This window comes from Cyanobium gracile PCC 6307 (assembly GCF_000316515.1).
Lineage (GTDB): Bacteria > Cyanobacteriota > Cyanobacteriia > PCC-6307 > Cyanobiaceae > Cyanobium > Cyanobium gracile.
This window is the reverse complement of record NC_019675.1, coordinates 631122-647476: the sequence shown is the minus strand read 5'-3', so window position 1 is coordinate 647476 and position 16355 is coordinate 631122. Positions and strand designations below refer to the sequence as shown.

Sequence of the window (16355 nt, the reverse complement as noted above, 5' to 3'; positions counted from 1 at the left end):
CCAGTGTCGCAACCCGACCTCGGAACGGTGGCGTTCGTCGCCGTGTGTCGGGGCGAACCCCGTAGATTGGCCACCTGGAAGCAAGGAAGGGCATGCATCTGAGCGAGCTGAGCCATCCCAATCAGCTGCACGGCCTGAGCACCGCAGAACTCGAGGCCATGGCTCGCCAGATCCGCGAGAAGCACCTGGAGGTGGTGGCCACCAGCGGCGGGCACCTGGGTCCTGGCCTGGGGGTCGTCGAACTCACCCTCGCCCTCTATCAGACCCTCGACCTGGAGCACGACCGGGTGGTGTGGGATGTGGGCCACCAGGCCTATCCCCACAAGCTGGTGACGGGCCGTTACAAGGATTTCCACACCCTGCGCCAGCAGGGCGGCGTGGCGGGTTACCTCAAGCGCAGCGAGAGCCGCTTCGACCACTTCGGCGCCGGCCACGCCTCCACCAGCATCTCGGCGGCCCTGGGCATGGCCCTGGCCCGCGACCGTCGCGGAGAAGATTTCAAGTGCGTCGCCGTGATCGGTGACGGGGCACTGACCGGCGGCATGGCCCTGGAGGCCATCAACCACGCGGGCCACCTGCCCCGCACCAAGCTGCTGGTGGTGCTGAACGACAACGACATGTCGATTTCACCGCCGGTGGGGGCCCTCTCCACCCACCTCAACCGCATGCGGCTCAGTAAGCCGGTGCAGTTCCTCTCCGGCAGCGCCGAGGAGGCGGTGAAGCACCTGCCGTTCCTGCACGGGGAGCTGCCCACCGAGCTCAAGACGCTCAAGGAGAGCATGAAGCGGCTGGCGGTGCCCAAGGTGGGGGCCGTGTTCGAGGAGCTGGGCTTCACCTACGTGGGACCAATCGACGGCCACGACATTCCCGAGATGGTCCGCACCTTCCAGGCGGCCCACCGCTGCGAGGGCCCGGTGCTGGTGCACGTGGCCACCACCAAGGGTAAGGGCTATCCCTATGCCGAGGCCGACCAGGTGGGCTACCACGCCCAGTCGGCCTTCGACCTGGCCACCGGCAAGGCCTACCCCTCCAGCAAGCCCAAGCCGCCCAGCTGGAGCAAGGTGTTCGGCCAGACGCTCGTCAAGATCTGCGAACAGGATTCCCGCGTGGTGGGCATCACGGCCGCCATGGCCACCGGCACGGGCCTGGATCTGCTGGAGAGGGCCCTCCCCAACCAGTACTTCGACGTGGGCATCGCCGAGCAGCACGCCGTCACCATGGCGGCGGGCATGGCCTGTGAAGGTCTGCGGCCGGTGGTGGCCATCTACAGCACCTTTCTGCAGCGGGCCTACGACCAGCTCATCCACGACGTGGGCATCCAGAAGCTGCCGGTCACCTTCGTGCTCGACCGGGCCGGCATCGTCGGTGCCGATGGACCCACCCACCAGGGCCAGTACGACATCAGTTATCTCCGGGCCGTCCCCAACTTCACGGTGATGGCCCCTAAGGACGAGGCCGAGCTGCAGCGCATGCTCGTTACCTCGATCGCCCACGACGGCCCCTGTGCCATTCGCATCCCCCGGGGCGAAGGGGAAGGCGTGCCGCTGATGGATGAGGGCTGGCAGCCCCTGGAGATCGGCCGCGGTGAGCTGCTCACCGATGGCGACGACCTGCTGATCGTGGCCTATGGCGCCATGGTGGCGCCGGCCATGGCCACCGCCGGCCTGCTGCAGGAGAAGGGTCTGCGGGCGGCGGTGGTCAATGCCCGCTTCCTGCGACCCCTCGACGAGGCCCTGATCCTGCCCCTGGCCCACCGCATCGGCCGGGTCGTGACCATGGAGGAGGGGGCCCTGCCCGGTGGCTTCGGTGCCGCGGTCGTGGAATCTCTCAACGACCACGATCTGCCTGTGCCGGTGCTGCGCCTTGGTATCCCCGATGTCCTGGTGGACCATGCCAGCCCCGACCAGAGCAAGGAGAGGCTGGGGCTGACCCCCTCCCAGATGGCCGAACGCATCCTCGAGCGCTTCGGCCCCGTCTTCCGGGCCACCGTTCCCACCGCCCTTGCCGTCTGAGTCCTCCCTCCGCTGCCAGGTGCTGGTGGTGGGGGCCGGACCGGCTGGCGGTGACCTGGCCCGGCGTCTGGCCCTCCAGGGGGTGGATGTGGTTCTGGTTGACCGGCTCGACGACCTGACCCGCTGCGCCTTCAGCAGCGCCGCCCTTCCGATCGAGACGATGACCAGCCTGGGCCTGCCGGCAGAGGTGGTGGGCAGCCGCTGGCAGGAGTGGCAGCTGATCGGGCCCGGGGCCGCCACCCGGCGCTGGGCCTCGCCGCACCCCCTCGGCGTGGTGCTGGATTTCGGTGCCCTGCGCCGCTGGCAGGCCGACCAGTGCCGCCGATGGGGCGGACGGGTGCAGCTGGGCCTGCACGCCTGCGCCAGCCGCCAGGAGGGCGAGCGCATGGTGACCTTGCTGCGCCGCTCCGATGGCAGCACGCTGCAGGTCAGCAGCGACTGGACGGTCGATGCCAGCGGCCACGGGCGGGCCCTGCTGGGGGATCCGCCGGTGACAGACCGCCGGCGCGATGGGCTGGTGCGGGCCGCCGGCCTGGAATGGCTGCTGCGGGTGTCCCCTGCCTGCTGGGAGCGCTGGGCCGACCGGCTCAGCTTCTGCCTGGGCAGCGGCTGGGTGCCCCAGGGCTACGGCTGGATCTTTCCGATGCAGCCCGGGGTGCTGAAGCTCGGCGTCTGCCGGCTGGTGGACCCCCAGCGCCAGCAACCCCCCCTGGGGGGTCTGATCAACGACCTCGGCCGCCGGTTGCTGGCGGAGGGCGGGGCGGCCAACGGGGGCGGCAGCGAGCCCTTCGAGGTGCTCGATCGCCACGGGGGCCTGGTGCGCAGCACGATCCGGCGGCGGGAGCCGCACCGGCGGGGCCGGCTGCTGGGGCTGGGGGATGCGGTCAGCACCGCCAACCTGCTCGGCGGGGAAGGCATCCGGCACGCCCTGACCAGTAGCGCCGTGCTAGCCCCGCTGCTGCTGGAGGCCCTCACGGCCCAGGCACGTTCTTCGATCCAGGCGGAGCGAGCTCTGCGGAACTACGCCCCCAAGCTGCGCCGTGCCCTGGGCTGGCGCTGGTCGCTCAGCGGACGTCTGGCCCGGCGCACCTGGCTGGGCCTGCATGGGCCCGGTGCCGATGGCCGACTGGACCAGGTGCTGCGGGGGCTGGAGAGCAGCAGGGCGGAGGATCTCTCGGCCCTGCTGTTCGGCTATCGGTTCGAGCGCTACGGCCTGCGGGCGATGCCGTACCTGCTCGGCTGGCGCTGAGCTCTCAGAGGACGCCGCGGGAGGCCAGGCCCAGGATCGCGCCCATGCCCAGGATGTGACCCAGGCTGGTGGTGCCGAGCATGGCGCCGTGGCTGAAGCCGCCGAAGAAATTGTCGCTGGGCAGCTTGAGGCCGACGTTCTGCTGCTGGATGGTGGCCTTGCCGATGGCGATGGCGATGACGTTGCAGACGATCATGACCAGGGCCACCTTCGGGGACCAGCTGATCGAAGCGGGAGCCATGGCCAGGAGAGGAGCGATCATGATGCACGTGGCGACGCCCCATCTTCCGGGTCAGGGCGACCTGTGCTCCGCCCCCTTAAGACTTGTTCACCTGGGGTCCGACTGAGCCCGCCGCAGAGGGGACTGACGGCAGCAGCCGGAACCCCAGCAGCACAACCAGGTTGCTGAGGGTCAGGAAGGCCTCGGCACCGCCGTGCAGGGGATCGACGTCGGCCAGTTGCCGCCCGTAGACCTGCTGGGCCACTAGCGCGGCGACGATCGTGACCGCCACGAACAGCAGCGTCAGCTGGAATCCCCGCAGCGCCAGCCGCGGAAAGGCCCGCACCTGGCGGGCCCACCACAGGAAGGCCAGGTAGGGGAGCAGGGAGAGCACGAAGAATGGCCCCGGATCGATGGCGCCGAGGCCCTGGAACCAGGCGGCCAGGGGCAGGGTCACGAGGGTTCGTCCTCTGCAGAGAGGCGCTGCTGGCGCAGCAGGTTCCAGGCGGCCAGGGCCATCGCCCCGTTACCCAGGGCGGTGAGGCCGGCCTGCAGCACCACCAGGCCCCTGAGGGCCTCGCTGTTGTCGAACAGATGCCAGGTGCAGGCGGCCATGGCGCTCACCAGCGCCGGCACCATCGCCAGGGCCAGCCAGCGCCAGCCCCCCTCCCGCCGCCGGCTGCCGAAGGCCTGCACGGCCAGGATCGCCAGCATCCACTCCAGCACCGAGGTGATGTGGATCCACCAGGTGGGCAGCGACAGCGCGTGCATGGGCGGGGCCTGGTGCGATCCGTAATGTACGGAGCCGGACCCGCCGCTGCGTCGGATGCGTGCTCTGATCTGCGGCTATTACGGCGAGCACAACCTCGGTGACGATGCCCTGCTGGAGGTGCTGCTGGACCAGCTGCCGGCGGGTTGCCGGCCCCTGGTCACGGCCCATGACCAGATCCTGGTGCAGGAGCGCTTCGGTGTGGAGACCACCGACCGTCGCCACCTGAAGGGGGTCCTGGCCGCCCTGGGCCGCTGTGACGCCCTGGTGCTCGGCGGCGGCAGCCTGCTCCAGGACGCCACCAGCTTCCGCAGCCTCTTGTACTACGGCGCCCTGATGCTGGCGGCCCGCACCCGGGGCAAGCCCGTCCTGCTCTGGGGCCAGGGCCTGGGACCGCTGCGCCGCCGCCGCAGCCGGCTGCTGGTGCGTGGGCTGCTGCCCCTGGCCACGGCGATCAGCTGGCGGGACCCGGCCTCCGCAGCCCAGGCGAGGGCCTGGGGCGTGGGGACCCGTGTCGGCAGCGATCCGGTCTGGGGGCTGCCCGCCCGGGCCTGGCGCGGCAGGGGCGGGCCGATCGTGGTCTGCTTCCGGCCGGTCCGGCAGCTCGATGCCGCGGCCTGGCGGCCCTATCTGGAGGCCCTTGAGGGGCTGGCGGTGGCTGCCGACCGCCCGGTGCACTGGCTGCCCTTCCACCAGGACCAGGACCGGGGTCTGCTGGCCGACCTAACCCTGCAGGGTCTGGTGGGCCCGGCCCTGGCCGCCCGCAGCCGCGAGCTGGCGGCCGCGACGCCGCAGGAGGCCATGGAGGCGTTCGCCCAGGCTGGTCTGGTGCTGGCCATGCGGCTGCATGGGCTGATCCTGGCGGCCCTGGCGGGCAGCCCCTGCGCCGCCCTCAGCTACGACCCCAAGGTGGCCGCCGCGGCGGCCGGCATCGGCTGCCCCTGCCACGACCTGGAGGCCCCGCCGCCCCCAGGCCTTCAGGAGGACTGGGCCGCCGTGCTCGACCAGCCACCGGATCCGGCCGGCATCGCCGCCCTGAAGCGCCAGAGCCAGGTGCACCGGGCGGTGCTGGACATCCTGAAGGGCTGAACCCTCCACTCACCTGGTGCCCCGGATGGTGGCCCGGCGGCTCAGCCCGCCGTCTCCCCCTGCAGGCGGGCGAGTTCGGCGAGCACCTCCTGGCTGTGGCCGGACGGTCGCACCGCCACCCAGCTGGCGCGCAGCACCCCGTCCGGGTCGATCAGAAAGGTGTGGCGCGCCGAGAACGGCGGCAGCCAGGAGCCAAAGCGACGGCTGACGGCACCGCCCGGATCCGACAGCAGAGGATAGGCCAGACCCTCGCTGCTACAGAAGGATAGGTGGGCGTCCGGGTCATCGGCGCTCACACCCACCACCTCGGCGTTGCGGGCGTGGAAGGCCTCCAGGTCCCTCTGGAATCCCCGGGCTTCAAGGGTGCAGCCGCTGGTGAAGTCCTTGGGATAGAAGTACAGGGCAAGCCAACGGCCACGGAAGTCGGCCTGGCTGCGGTGGGTCGTGACGACGTTGCCGTCCGCTGACGGAGCGACGCCGTCAAGGTCGAAGTCGGGGGCAGGCTGGCCGATCTCGGGAAGCGTGCCGCCCATGGCCCGGGCCCGGGAAGGGTGCAGCAGCAGGCTGAGGGCGGCCAGCAGGGAACCTCCCAGAAACGTCCGACGGTCCACAACCAGGCTTCGATCAGGGCCGGACCCTAGCGGGGCCGGCCGGTGGATCCGATCAGATCTTGGCCAGATTGACGCCCAGCTCTTTGGCATAGGCACCGAGACCCTTCTTCTGGATCGTCTTGAGGGCCCGGGTGGACACGCGCAGCTTCACGAAGCGGTTGCCCTCGGCCCACCACAGGCGCCGCTCCTGCAGATTCACCTGCTGCAGCTTCTTGGTGCGCACATGGGAGTGGCTGACGGCCATGCCGTTGTTGGCGCGCTTGCCGGTGAGCTGACAGACCCGGGACATGACGATGTGACGACGTTGGACGATGCAGGCCTGAGCCAGCCTGCGACTTTACCAAACAGGCCCCAGGCCATGGAGCCGGGCGCCGCTGAGGGGATCGAACCAGAGTTCGTGCTGCCGCTGCCAGACCAGGCGCGGCTCCGCGGGAACCGGCGCCTCGGGGTCGCTGAGCACCCGCACCGGGCCCCAGCGGCTGTCAAACCAGAGAAGCTGCTGATGGCCCCACCATTCGCGCCGCAGCAGCCGGGCTGCCACGGGCCCCTCCTCGTCCAGGTGCAGATGCTCGGGCCGCAGGCCCAGCTGACGACCGGGCGTGATCGCCAGCAGGTTGATCGCCGGACGCCCCAGGAAGCTGGCCACGAAGCGGTTGGCCGGATCGGCGTAGAGCTCCCGCGGGCTGCCCACCTGCTGCAGCCGGCCCCCGTCGAGCAGGGCGAGGCGGTCGGCCATGCCCACCGCCTCCTGCTGGTCGTGGGTGACGTAGATCACCGGCTGCTCCCGGCCGCACACCAGCCGGCGCAGTTCCGGTCGCAGCTCCTCCCGCAGCTGGGCGTCGAGGTTGCTCATCGGCTCATCCAGCAGCATGATCCGCGGCTGGCGCAGCAGGGCCCGGGCCAGGGCCACCCGCTGGCGCTGGCCGCCGGAGAGCTGGGCAGGGCGGCGCTGGCGCAGCTCGTCGAGCTGGAGCAGCTCGAGGACGGCCCCGAGGCGCCGCTGGCGTTCGGCGGCGGGCACCCCGCGCACCTTGAGCCCCAGTTCCAGATTGCCCTCCACGCTCAGGTGGGGGTAGAGGGCGTAGCTCTGGAACACCATCGCCACCTGGCGTTCGCCCGGGCTGAGGGCGCCCAGGTCCAACCCGTCCAGGAACACCTGGCCCGCACTGGCGGGATCCAGCCCCGCCACCACCCGCAGGGTGGTGGACTTGCCGCAGCCGCTCGGGCCGAGCAGGGCGAGGCATTCGCCGGGGGCGACGGCCAGGTCGAGCCGGTCCAGCAGTCGGCGCCCCCCCACCTCCCGGCACAGCTGGCGCAGCTCCAGACCGGCGGCGGCGGCGTTCATCCCTTGACCGCCCCGCGTGTAAGACCCGCGACGATCGGCCGCTGGGCCAGCAGCACCAGCAGCAGCAGGGGCAGGCTGCCCAGCACGGTGGCGGCGGCGAAGGCGCCGTAGGGGATGGTGAACACCGAGCCGCCGCCGATCCGGGCGATGGCGATCGGCAGGGTGAGCAGGTCGTTGCGGCTGATCCAGGTGAGGGCGATGGCGTACTCGTTCCAGCTGGCCAGGAACACCAGAATCCCCGTGCTGGCCAGGGCGGGCCCCAGCAGGGGCAGCAGCACGTGCCGCAGCCGCTGGCCGAGGCCGAGGCCCTCCAGCCGGGCCGCGTCCTCCAGCTCGATGGGGAGGTCGGCGAAGGCGGCGCGCAGCAGCAGCACGGCCAGCGGCAGCGACAGGCCCGCGTAGGGCAGGCTGAGGGCGAGCAGATCATTGGCCAGTCCGAAGCTTCGGGCGATCTCCAGCAGCGCCAGGAACAGCAGCACGGTGGGGAACATCGCCGCCGCCGCCAGAGCCAGGCCGACCCCCCAGCGCAGCAGGCCGCGCTGCTGCTGCAGCCCGTAGGCGCAGGGCACCGCCAGCAGCAGGGTGAGCAGGGTGGTGGCCAGGGCCACCAGGGTGCTGTTGCCCAGGTAGCGCCAGAAGGGCGGGTCGCCGGAGAGCACCAGCCGGTAGTTGGCCAGGGTCCAGGGGTTGCCCTCCAGCAGCGGGGCCACCAGCGCCTCCGGCCGCAGCAGGGAGGTGCGCAGCTGCCAGAGCAGCGGCCCCAGGCTCCAGAGCAGCACCAGCAGTCTCATGCGGCCCGCTCCCGGCCGGCCTGGAGGCCGCCCCGCCGCCAGAGCCACCAGCCGCCGCCGAGCAGCACCAGCAGCAGCAGGAAGGTGGCCAGCATCACCGTGGCGGCATAGCCGAAGTCGAGGAAGCGCATGGCGTTGAGGTAGGCGTAGAGGGCCAGGCTTTCGGTGCTGCCGGCCGGCCCCCCGCCGCTGAGCACCTGGATCAGGTCGAACACCCCCAGGGCCTGGGCCAGCCGGAACAGCAGGGCCAGGGTGAGGTAGGGCACCAGCAGCGGCAGGGTCAGGCGGCGCAGGATCTGCAGACGGTCGGCGCCCTCCAGCCGCAGGGCCTCCTCCAGATCCTCCGGAATGGTCTGGAGTCCCGCCAGCAGCAGCAGGGCCACGAACGGCAGGGTCTTCCAGACGTCCGCCAGCACCACGAAGAACCAGGTGGTGGCCGGGGTGGAGAGGAATCCGTAGCTGCTGCCGCCCAGGGAGCGGATGGCGGCGTTGAGGGGGCCGTGGGGATCGTTAAGGATCCAGCGCCAGCCCAGGGCCATCACGGTGGTGGGCAGGGCCCAGGGCAGCAGGGTCAGGGCCCGGAGGGTCCCCCGCCCCCGCAGGGGGCGATGCAGCAGCAGGGCCAGCCCCAGGCCGCCGGCCAGTTCCAGCGCCACCGAGCAGATGGCGAAGCGCAGCGTCTGGCCCGCATCCGTCCAGAAGCGGGCGTCATCGAGCAGCCGCCCCCAGTTGGCGCCCCCGTTCGGCACCGGCACCAGCCCGGTGAGCACCGAACTGGCCTGGAAGCTCAGCCAGCCGTAGCGCAGCAGGGGGTAGACGAACACCGCCGCCAGCAGCAGCAGGGCCGGCGCCATCAGCAGCAGGCTGGCCGCACGGGGTTTCATCGGTCCACGGCAGGTCGGCCCCCTGCAGTGTCGCCGGCGGGTCCCGCCAGCGAGCGCAGCACCTGCAGGCTCTGGCGCTGGGCGGTGGCCATGGTCGGGCCGGGGCCCCCCTGGCCGGTGAGCATGCCGTTCACCTGGCGCGCCAGCAGATCGCTGAGCTGGGCATAGGCCGGCGTGGGCGGCCGCAGCTGGGGATGCTGCAGGGCCTGGCGCTGCACCGCCAGCAGCGGGGCCTGGCGCTGCAGGTCCGGGTCCATGTAGAGCGCGCTCCAGGTGGGCGCATAGCCCTGCTCGATGGCGAGCTGGCGCTGCACGATCGGGCCGGTGAGCCAGCGGATCGCCGCCACCGCCTCCTCCGGATGGGGGCTGCCCTTGATCAGCGAGAGGCCCCAGGTGCCCAGGGTGCCGCCCCCCTGTTCACCCGGGGCCCCCACCATCGGCGTGACGCCCACCTTGCCCTTCACCGGGCCCCCGCCCTTCTCGATCTCCCGCCAGGCGTAGGGCCAGTTGCGCAGAAAGGCGGCCTCCCCGGCAGCAAAGGACTGCAGGGTGTCGTTCTCGGCATAGCTGGCCACCGCCGGCGGGCTCACCCCGTCCCGCAGCAGTGCCGCGAGCCACCTCGCCGCCGCCACGGCCTCCGGACTGTCCAGCTCCGTGCGTGCGCTGGAGCTATTCCACCAGCGGGCTCCGAAGCCGTGGAGCACCTCCACCATCACACAGCTCAGCCCCTCGTACTGGCGCCCCTGCCAGAGGTAGCCCCAGCGCACTTTGCCGCGGCGCTGCAGGTCCCGGGAGATCGCCACCAGCTCGTCGGTGTCGCGCGGTGGGCGCTCCATCAGGTCGGTGCGCCAGTAGAGCAGGCCGGTGTCACCCGTGAGGGGCATGCGCCAGAGGTGGCCGTCCAGGCCATTGCCCAGGCGGGCGCCGGGCTCCATCGCCGCCAGCAGCTCCGGCCCGAACCAGCGCTCCAGGGGCTCGAACCAGCCGGCAGCCACATAGCGGGCCAGCCAGCTGACATCCACCAGCAGCAGGTCGAAGGGGGCCTCCCCCAGCAGCAGGCTGCCGGTGGCCAGATCGGAGATGGTCTCGGTGTCGAGGGGCCCCCGGATCACCTCCAGCACCACCCCGGGCGTGCTGGCGTTGAACTGGGCCACCGGGGCGGCCACCGCGTCGGCCAGGGGGGCGGGCATCAGCACCCGCACCGGCACGGGTTCGGCGGCCGCCGTCGGGGTGCTCGAGAGCCCGGAGGTCGACTGGCCGGATCCAGGCAGGAGCACCAGCAGGGCCGCCGACGACAGCAGGGCCAGGAAGGCCAAGGTCAGCAGCCTGGGGAGCGACCGCCACCGCCGCAGGCTGGAGAAGGGGGGGCGGGCGGCCATCGGGCCAGGTTAGGCGGCCTGGGGGGACCGATCCGCAGGGGGGCTCCCGGGGGCCCCTCCAGGCGCCCCGCCTCTCCAAGCTCAGAGGCCGCGCTGCATCAGTTGTCCCATCAGATCGGCACTGCGCTGCTGGAAGCCGGCCAGCTGGTTGGGCTCCAGGCCCCCCACCGCCAGGCGCGCCATCTCGTAGACGTGGCGGCTCAGATCCTCGGCCAGCTGGAGGCTGGGGGAGCTGCCCCCCCCGGTGATCACGGCACCGGAGGACAGCTTCAGCAGGCCCTCCACCAGGGGATGGCGGCGGTTGACCAGCAGCACGTGGTGCTCGGGCAGGCCCGGCAGCCGCTGCTCCATCAGCGCCCCCATGTCGTTGAGGCGGCGCATCTGCTCCGGCAGCAGGATCAGGGCGGCCGGGGAGCCCTCCCCCTTGAGCGACTGCACCTGGATGGTGATCTTGTCGTTGGCGAGGGCGGTCTTGAACAGACCCCGCAGCTTCTCGCCGCAGTCCACGCCGTCGGCGTCTGCCAGCGCGCTCTCCGGCTCATGCAGGCTGGCGTCCAGTTCGGCGTCCACCCGCTGGAAGCGCAGGTCGCCGTGGCGGGCCTCGAGCCAGGGGATGAACTGGGAATCGATCAGGGTGTCGGCCAGCAGCACCTCGGCCCCCTGCCCCTTCCAGAGGGCCAGGGCCCCGGCCTGGCCGGCCTCATCGGTGCAGTAGAGGATGCGGGTGGCGTTGTCGGCCGGCAGACGGCCGCGATAGCCGGCCAGGGTGGTGTAGGTGCGGTCGTCAGTGGCGACGGGGTCGGGGGAGACCTCCGCCTCCCCTTCCGCCGGCGGATCGGCGGCGGCGGCGGTGGTGCCGAACAGGATCAGGTCGGCCACCTGGTCGGCGAACTTGTCATCCTCCATGGCGCCGATCTTGATGAAGGGGGCCAGGGAATCCCAGATGTCGGCGTAACGGGCCGGTTCGTCGCGGTGCAGTTCCTTGAGCCGGTCGCCCACCTTCTTGGCCACGAAGTTGCCGATCGAGCGCACCCGGCGGTCGGTCTGCAGGGCGCTGCGGCTGACGTTGAGGGGAATGTCGGGCGAGTCGATCACGCCGCGCAGGGGCAGCAGGTAGCGGGGTACCACCTCCTTGATCGAATCGCTGACGAACACCTGGTTGCAGTAGAGCCGGATCTCACCCTTCTCCCAGTCGGCCCGGCCGGTGATCCTGGGGAAGTAAAGAATGCCCTGCAGGTTGTAGGGGTAGTCGGTGTTGAGGTGCACCCAGAGCAGGGGATCCCCCTGGAAGGGGTAGAGATAGCGGTAGAGGGCGATGTAGTCGTCGTCGCTGAGCTCCCGGGGGCTCTTGCGCCAGGGGGCCTCCCGCTTGTTGACGGTTTCGCCGTCCAACTGCACCGCCACCGGCAGGAAGTCGCAGTAGGTGGTGATCAGGGTGCGGATCCTGGAGGGTTCGATGTACTCCAGCTCCTCCTCCATCAGATGCAGGATCACGTCGGTGCCGGGCTCGGACCGTTCGGCCCCCTCGAGGCTGAAGTTGGGCGAGCCGTCGCAGCTCCAGCGCACCGCCTCGGACTCCGGCCTGGCACTGAGGCTGACCAGCTCGACCCGGGAGGCCACCATGAAGCTGGAATAGAACCCCAGGCCGAAGTGGCCGATGATGGCGTCGCTTTCGCTCTTGTACTTCTCGAGGAAGTCTTCGGCGCTGGAGAAGGCCACCTGGTTGATGTAGCGCTTCACCTCATCGGCGGTCATGCCGATGCCGTTGTCGCTGATGGTGAGGGTCTTCGCCTCCCGGTCGATGCGGATGGAGATCGTTCCCTCATCCCCTTCGCTGCAGTCGCCGGCCATGGCGGCCATGCGCCGCTTGCTGATGGCATCGACGCCGTTGCTCACCAGCTCCCGCAGGAAGACCTCATGGCCGGAATAGACGGCCTTCTTGATGATCGGGAAGATGTTCTCGGTGTGGATCTGAATCTGGCCCTGTTCCAGCACCGTCATGGCGAAAGAGAAGAATCGCCCTGAACCTAGGTGGGGGTCCGCGGCGGCTCAAGACCGGCGAGGGTGGGGTCCCCGAACCACCGGGCGTCAGCCGCCCGGCTTCTGCAGGTCGGGACGCTCCTCGGGCAGGATCGCCCCCGCCACCGGACACACCTGCAGGCAGATGCCGCAGTCGATGCAGGTGTCGAAATCGATCCAGTAGAACGCCGTGCCCTTGCTGTTTGCCCCCGCTCCGGGGTGGATGCAGGCCACTGGGCAGGCGTCGACGCAGTCGGCCACGCCCTCACAGACGTTGGTGACGATCGAATGGGCCATCGACGCGAAAGAGCGAGCGGCCGGATCCTAGGCAGCCAGCCACAGGGCACCGCGGCAGCCCCGTTGCTCCGCCAGTTGCTCCGCCGCCGCCTGGTCGGCGCAGGGCCGCGTGCAGAGTTCGGCCGCCTCGCCGCCGCCGTGCAGTTCTGCCATGCGGCGCAGGGCCGCCCCGAGCCCGGCGGCGGTGGCGCAGGCCACCAGCCAGGGACCCGGCACCTCCACGGCGGCCGGGGCGGTCGATGCCGATTCGAGCAGATCGCGGATCGCCTCCACGTCGAAGCCGAAGCCGGTGCCGGCCGCCTGGGCGGAGTCGCTGCAGAAGCGGCCCACCAGGCCGTCGTAGCGGCCGCCGCTGGCGATCGCCACTGGGGCATCGGCGCCCTGGCAGACGAGCTTGAACACCAGCCCGTCGTAGAGATCGAAGTGGGGCTGGAAGGTGGGATCCAGCTGCACCCGCACCCCCAGCGCCCTGGCCGGCTCCTGGACGCTGGCCAGGGTGGCGGCGAGGGACTCCAGCAGCGGCACCGGTCCGAGCCACTGCTCCAGCTGGTAGAGCACCCGGACCGGCTCGCCCCGCAGGCCGATCAGGCCCATCAGCCGCTGGCGCTGGCTGTCGCTCAGGCAAAGGGCGCCAAGGGCGAGGGGATCGAAGTCGGTGAGGGCATGGCGTGCGGCCGAGCGCTGCTCCGCCGGCACCTGGCTCAGCAGGGCGCTGAGCAGGCCGTGGTGGCCCACCAGCAGGGTCGGCCGGTGCTCGGGCGACAGCCCCAGGGTGGCCATGGCGGCCAGCAGCAGATGCAGCAGCTCCGCGTCGGCGGCGGGGGAGGGCTCGCCGAGCAGTTCCACGCCGCTCTGCAGCTGTTCGCTGATCCGCTGGCCACCGCCGTCGCCGATGAAGCTGCGGAAGGTGGTGCCGCTGGCCCAGAGCCGCAGGGGGCGGGGACGCCCCAGCATGCGGGTGCTGGCCGCCCGGGCGATCGGGGCGGTGAGTTCCGGCCGCAGGCCGAGGGGTTCATCGGCCGCCAGCCGCACGAGCTCCCGCTCGGCGATCGCGCCGCCGGCCTCGAGGGTGTCGAGTCGCTCGATGGTGGGCGGCGCCACCTCCTGGTACCCCCAGAGGCGGTACACCGTGGCCAGCAGGTCGCAGAGTCGCCGGTTGCTGTCCACCTGACCCGGGTTGAGGTCCCGGGCGCCGGCGGCGGGTTGGAGGGCCATGGAGGGGAGTGCTGGGGCGGTGGGGTGGAGTGGGGCGGATCCTATGGAGCGTCGGCCGCGACGCCGGTCGGGTCGCCGGCGGTGGCATCCAGCTCCGGGGCACCGAAGCTGGCCCCGCTGAGGGGTCGGCACAGGGCCAGGCCCTCGATCAGCGGCTGACGCAGGGCGGGGGTGCAGGCGATCACCCGTCCGTCGGCCAGGTCGAGGGGACCGCCGTCGTAGGCGCACACCTGCCCGCCGGCCTCCTCCACCAGCACCACGCCGGCCACCAGGTCCCAGGGGGACAGGCCCCGCTCCCAGTAGCCATCGACCCGGCCGGCGGCGACGAAGGCCAGATCGACCGCCGCCGCCCCCGCCCGGCGCACGCCATGGCTGCGGTGGGTGAACCAGGCGAACTCGGCGTAGTTGTTGTCGAGGCGCCGCACCCGGTCATACGAGAACCCCGTGACGAGCAGGGAATCCGCCAGGGCGCCGCAGTCACTGACGCTCAGCCGCCGTCCGTTGCACCAGGCCCCCCGCCCCGGGGCGGCCCAGTAGTGCTCCTCCAGCACCGGCACCTCCAGGGCGCCGAGCAGGGGCAGGCCCCGCCAGCTCAGCCCCACGGAGGTGCCGAAGAAGGGGTAGCCGTGGGCGTAGTTCGTGGTGCCGTCGAGGGGGTCGACGCACCAGAGCAGGTCGCCCTGGCCAGCGAGTTGGCCGCTCTCCTCCGCCAGCACGGCCACGGTGGGGGTGCCGGCCGCCAGCACCGCCAGCACGGCCGCTTCGGCCGCCAGGTCCGCCTCGGTGACCAGGTTGCCCGCCGTGCCCTTCTCCTTCACCTGCTCCAAGCGCCCGAAATGGCGCCGCAGTTCCCGGCCGCCGGCTTCGGCGGCGTCTCTGGCCACCTGCAGCAAGCGCTCCAGCTCGGTGGCATCGAGGCGGGACCCTTCCAGGGCCCGTTGGCAGAGGGAACTCATTCGTCGTCCAGGGGCAGGCCGGGACGCACCAGACCGCGGCCGAAGAAGCGGCCGAACTGGCGGTCGTACACCTCGTCCTCGTCCTGGGTCTCCACCTCCAGCGGACCGGTGGCCCGGGCGACGCATAGGAGGCCGTAGCCCTCCTCACGCAGCTGCTTCGAGAGGCCGAGGGCCTCCCGCTGGTCGATCTGGCCGTCCAGCACCCGCACGGCGCAGGCGGTGCAGCAGCCGTTGCGGCAGCTGAAGGGCAGCGGTTCCCCCTGGGCCTCGAAGCTGCGCAGGATGTACTCCCCTTCCGGAACGTCGAGGCGGATGACACGGTTGGCCTGTCGCCAGTGGACCGTGATCGGGTGGGTGCGGGTCATGGGGGCGCTGGGCAGGGGTTGGAGCGTGGGGTTGGCGGAGGCGCGGGGGAGAGGGGCCAGGTGCAGCCCCTGCTACATTGCCATCTGCCCCATTTCGCCGCTGGAGAGGTGGCCGAGTGGTCGAAGGCGCAGCACTGGAAATGCTGTATAGGGGCAACTCTATCGAGGGTTCGAATCCCTCCCTCTCCGTTTGAAGAAGCCGGTCCCCAGGGCCGGCTTTTTTTTGCCCGTCTCACCAGGATTCGACACGAGAAACTTTCGCCACCCCTGGTGGGGGGCGGGATGTCCCGTTCGCTTTGCTGATGCCGCCGCCCCGGAATGGGGCTCAGCCGAAGCGTCCGCTGACGTAGTCGAGGGTCGACTGCTGGCTGGGGGAGTTGAAGATGTTCTCGGTTTCGTTGAATTCCACCAGATAGCCCACCTTGCCGGTCCCGCCTTCGACGGCCTCGGCATTGAAGAAAGCGGTCATGTCAGCAACGCGCACGGCCTGCTGCATGTTGTGGGTGACGATCATGATCGTGTAGCTGCGCTTCAGTTCATGCATCGTTTCCTCGATCTTCAGGGTCGAGATCGGATCGAGGGCCGAGCAGGGCTCGTCCATCAGGATCACCTCCGGCTCGGTGGCGATGGCCCGGGCGATGCAGAGGCGCTGCTGCTGGCCACCGGAGAGAGAGAGGCCGCTCTCCTGGAGCTTGTCCTTGCACTCGTCCCACACGGCCGCCTTGCGCAGGGAGCGTTCCACCAGTTCATCCATGTCGCCCTTATAGCCGTTGATCCGGGCCCCGAAGGCGATGTTCTCGTAGATCGACTTCGGGAAGGGATTGGGCTTCTGGAACACCATGCCGATACGACGTCGCACTTCCACCGGATCCACCCGCTTGTCGTAGAGATCGTGCTGATCGAAGATGACCCGGCCCTTGAGGCTGCAGCCCGGGATCAGGTCGTTCATGCGGTTGAGGGCCCGCAGCACCGTGCTCTTGCCGCAGCCCGAAGGGCCGATGAACGCGGTCACCTTGCCCCTGGGCAGATCCATGTAGACGTTCTTGACCGCTTCAAAGCTGCCGTAGGAGATCGTCACGTCCTGGAGGGACATGCAGACGTCGCTGGCCGCGGTGGAAGAAGGGGAAGCAGTCATGGCAGGGATGAAAGGAAAC

General features: G+C 70.8%; 18 protein-coding genes and 1 tRNA gene. 4 read left to right on the top strand and 15 right to left on the bottom strand.

Features of this window, described 5'->3' with window-relative positions; all coding sequences use genetic code 11:
• Positions 1 to 92: 92 nt before the first annotated feature.
• Entirely contained in the window at positions 93 to 2012 is a 1920-nt protein-coding gene (gene dxs / locus CYAGR_RS02905) for a 1-deoxy-D-xylulose-5-phosphate synthase (RefSeq protein WP_015108269.1), read from the top strand.
• Positions 2002 to 3261 carry an NAD(P)/FAD-dependent oxidoreductase gene (locus tag CYAGR_RS02900; RefSeq protein WP_015108268.1) on the top strand — a complete coding sequence of 420 codons (1260 nt, stop codon included), beginning with the start codon at positions 2002 to 2004 and terminating at the stop codon, positions 3259 to 3261. The genes dxs and CYAGR_RS02900 overlap by 11 nt, the downstream gene beginning before the upstream one ends.
• A gap of 4 nt (positions 3262 to 3265) precedes the next feature.
• On the opposite strand, the gene psaK is transcribed toward CYAGR_RS02900, so the two are convergent.
• The 3 genes from psaK to CYAGR_RS02885 are packed head-to-tail and all read right to left on the bottom strand — an operon-like array spanning position 3266 to position 4252.
• Positions 3266 to 3523, bottom strand: a complete 258-nt coding sequence (psaK, locus tag CYAGR_RS02895; protein ID WP_015108267.1) for a photosystem I reaction center subunit PsaK — start codon at positions 3521 to 3523, stop codon at positions 3266 to 3268.
• A gap of 55 nt (positions 3524 to 3578) precedes the next feature.
• A complete protein-coding gene (locus tag CYAGR_RS02890) occupies positions 3579 to 3938 on the bottom strand; it encodes a DUF3593 domain-containing protein (RefSeq protein WP_015108266.1) in 360 nt (119 codons plus the stop codon).
• Positions 3935 to 4252, bottom strand: coding sequence for a DUF2499 domain-containing protein (locus tag CYAGR_RS02885; RefSeq protein ID WP_015108265.1), 318 nt, complete (start codon positions 4250 to 4252; stop codon positions 3935 to 3937). The genes CYAGR_RS02890 and CYAGR_RS02885 overlap by 4 nt, the downstream gene beginning before the upstream one ends.
• A 55-nt stretch (positions 4253 to 4307) precedes the next feature.
• On the opposite strand from CYAGR_RS02885, the gene csaB reads away from it, so the two are divergent.
• A complete protein-coding gene (csaB, locus tag CYAGR_RS02880; protein ID WP_015108264.1) occupies positions 4308 to 5339 on the top strand; it encodes a polysaccharide pyruvyl transferase CsaB in 1032 nt (343 codons plus the stop codon).
• 41 nt (positions 5340 to 5380) lie between these two features.
• On the opposite strand, the gene CYAGR_RS02875 is transcribed toward csaB, so the two are convergent.
• From CYAGR_RS02875 to CYAGR_RS02825, 11 genes are all read right to left on the bottom strand, one after another.
• A complete protein-coding gene (locus CYAGR_RS02875) occupies positions 5381 to 5950 on the bottom strand; it encodes a peroxiredoxin (RefSeq protein ID WP_015108263.1) in 570 nt (189 codons plus the stop codon).
• Between the two features lie 52 nt (positions 5951 to 6002).
• Complete coding sequence (rpmB, locus tag CYAGR_RS02870) at positions 6003 to 6239, bottom strand: 50S ribosomal protein L28 (protein ID WP_015108262.1); 237 nt, start codon at positions 6237 to 6239, stop codon at positions 6003 to 6005.
• Positions 6240 to 6287: 48 nt separating this feature from the next.
• On the bottom strand, positions 6288 to 7295 hold the full coding sequence (locus CYAGR_RS02865) for an ABC transporter ATP-binding protein (RefSeq protein WP_015108261.1): 1008 nt from the start codon (positions 7293 to 7295) through the stop codon (positions 6288 to 6290).
• Entirely contained in the window at positions 7292 to 8086 is a 795-nt protein-coding gene (locus CYAGR_RS02860) for a carbohydrate ABC transporter permease (protein WP_015108260.1), read from the bottom strand. Before CYAGR_RS02860 ends, CYAGR_RS02865 begins: the two co-directional genes overlap by 4 nt.
• Entirely contained in the window at positions 8083 to 8970 is an 888-nt protein-coding gene (locus CYAGR_RS02855) for a carbohydrate ABC transporter permease (protein WP_015108259.1), read from the bottom strand. Before CYAGR_RS02855 ends, CYAGR_RS02860 begins: the two co-directional genes overlap by 4 nt.
• Positions 8967 to 10349 carry an extracellular solute-binding protein gene (locus CYAGR_RS02850; RefSeq protein WP_015108258.1) on the bottom strand — a complete coding sequence of 461 codons (1383 nt, stop codon included), beginning with the start codon at positions 10347 to 10349 and terminating at the stop codon, positions 8967 to 8969. Before CYAGR_RS02850 ends, CYAGR_RS02855 begins: the two co-directional genes overlap by 4 nt.
• Positions 10350 to 10430: 81 nt before the next feature.
• Positions 10431 to 12350 carry a molecular chaperone HtpG gene (htpG, locus tag CYAGR_RS02845; protein ID WP_015108257.1) on the bottom strand — a complete coding sequence of 640 codons (1920 nt, stop codon included), beginning with the start codon at positions 12348 to 12350 and terminating at the stop codon, positions 10431 to 10433.
• A gap of 87 nt (positions 12351 to 12437) precedes the next feature.
• On the bottom strand, positions 12438 to 12665 hold the full coding sequence (locus tag CYAGR_RS02840) for a ferredoxin family protein (RefSeq protein WP_015108256.1): 228 nt from the start codon (positions 12663 to 12665) through the stop codon (positions 12438 to 12440).
• 27 nt (positions 12666 to 12692) lie between these two features.
• Positions 12693 to 13880 (bottom strand): ATP phosphoribosyltransferase regulatory subunit, encoded by a 1188-nt coding sequence (locus tag CYAGR_RS02835; protein ID WP_015108255.1) that lies wholly within the window; start codon positions 13878 to 13880, stop codon positions 12693 to 12695.
• 41 nt (positions 13881 to 13921) lie between these two features.
• Positions 13922 to 14836 (bottom strand): inositol monophosphatase family protein, encoded by a 915-nt coding sequence (locus CYAGR_RS02830; RefSeq protein ID WP_015108254.1) that lies wholly within the window; start codon positions 14834 to 14836, stop codon positions 13922 to 13924.
• Positions 14833 to 15201 carry a 2Fe-2S iron-sulfur cluster-binding protein gene (locus CYAGR_RS02825; protein WP_015108253.1) on the bottom strand — a complete coding sequence of 123 codons (369 nt, stop codon included), beginning with the start codon at positions 15199 to 15201 and terminating at the stop codon, positions 14833 to 14835. The genes CYAGR_RS02830 and CYAGR_RS02825 overlap by 4 nt, the downstream gene beginning before the upstream one ends.
• A 102-nt stretch (positions 15202 to 15303) precedes the next feature.
• Here CYAGR_RS02825 and CYAGR_RS02820 point away from each other — a divergent pair.
• Positions 15304 to 15390: transfer RNA gene (locus CYAGR_RS02820), tRNA-Ser, on the top strand.
• Between the two features lie 136 nt (positions 15391 to 15526).
• On the opposite strand, the gene pstB is transcribed toward CYAGR_RS02820, so the two are convergent.
• On the bottom strand, positions 15527 to 16336 hold the full coding sequence (gene pstB, locus CYAGR_RS02815) for a phosphate ABC transporter ATP-binding protein PstB (protein WP_015108252.1): 810 nt from the start codon (positions 16334 to 16336) through the stop codon (positions 15527 to 15529).
• Between the last annotated feature and the right edge of the window lie 19 nt (positions 16337 to 16355).

What these genes read in the sequence shown, in the direction of transcription:
- dxs (WP_015108269.1), top strand. Translation starts at nt 93, where the DNA reads ATGCATCTGAGCGAGCTGAGCCATCCCAATCAGCTGCACGGCCTGAGC.
- psaK (WP_015108267.1), bottom strand. Translation starts at nt 3,523, where the DNA reads ATGATCGCTCCTCTCCTGGCCATGGCTCCCGCTTCGATCAGCTGGTCC.
- CYAGR_RS02885 (WP_015108265.1), bottom strand. Translation starts at nt 4,252, where the DNA reads ATGCACGCGCTGTCGCTGCCCACCTGGTGGATCCACATCACCTCGGTG.
- csaB (WP_015108264.1), top strand. Translation starts at nt 4,308, where the DNA reads ATGCGTGCTCTGATCTGCGGCTATTACGGCGAGCACAACCTCGGTGAC.
- rpmB (WP_015108262.1), bottom strand. Translation starts at nt 6,239, where the DNA reads ATGTCCCGGGTCTGTCAGCTCACCGGCAAGCGCGCCAACAACGGCATG.
- CYAGR_RS02865 (WP_015108261.1), bottom strand. Translation starts at nt 7,295, where the DNA reads ATGAACGCCGCCGCCGCCGGTCTGGAGCTGCGCCAGCTGTGCCGGGAG.
- CYAGR_RS02860 (WP_015108260.1), bottom strand. Translation starts at nt 8,086, where the DNA reads ATGAGACTGCTGGTGCTGCTCTGGAGCCTGGGGCCGCTGCTCTGGCAG.
- CYAGR_RS02855 (WP_015108259.1), bottom strand. Translation starts at nt 8,970, where the DNA reads ATGAAACCCCGTGCGGCCAGCCTGCTGCTGATGGCGCCGGCCCTGCTG.
- CYAGR_RS02850 (WP_015108258.1), bottom strand. Translation starts at nt 10,349, where the DNA reads ATGGCCGCCCGCCCCCCCTTCTCCAGCCTGCGGCGGTGGCGGTCGCTC.
- htpG (WP_015108257.1), bottom strand. Translation starts at nt 12,350, where the DNA reads ATGACGGTGCTGGAACAGGGCCAGATTCAGATCCACACCGAGAACATC.
- CYAGR_RS02840 (WP_015108256.1), bottom strand. Translation starts at nt 12,665, where the DNA reads ATGGCCCATTCGATCGTCACCAACGTCTGTGAGGGCGTGGCCGACTGC.
- CYAGR_RS02835 (WP_015108255.1), bottom strand. Translation starts at nt 13,880, where the DNA reads ATGGCCCTCCAACCCGCCGCCGGCGCCCGGGACCTCAACCCGGGTCAG.
- CYAGR_RS02830 (WP_015108254.1), bottom strand. Translation starts at nt 14,836, where the DNA reads ATGAGTTCCCTCTGCCAACGGGCCCTGGAAGGGTCCCGCCTCGATGCC.
- CYAGR_RS02825 (WP_015108253.1), bottom strand. Translation starts at nt 15,201, where the DNA reads ATGACCCGCACCCACCCGATCACGGTCCACTGGCGACAGGCCAACCGT.
- pstB (WP_015108252.1), bottom strand. Translation starts at nt 16,336, where the DNA reads ATGACTGCTTCCCCTTCTTCCACCGCGGCCAGCGACGTCTGCATGTCC.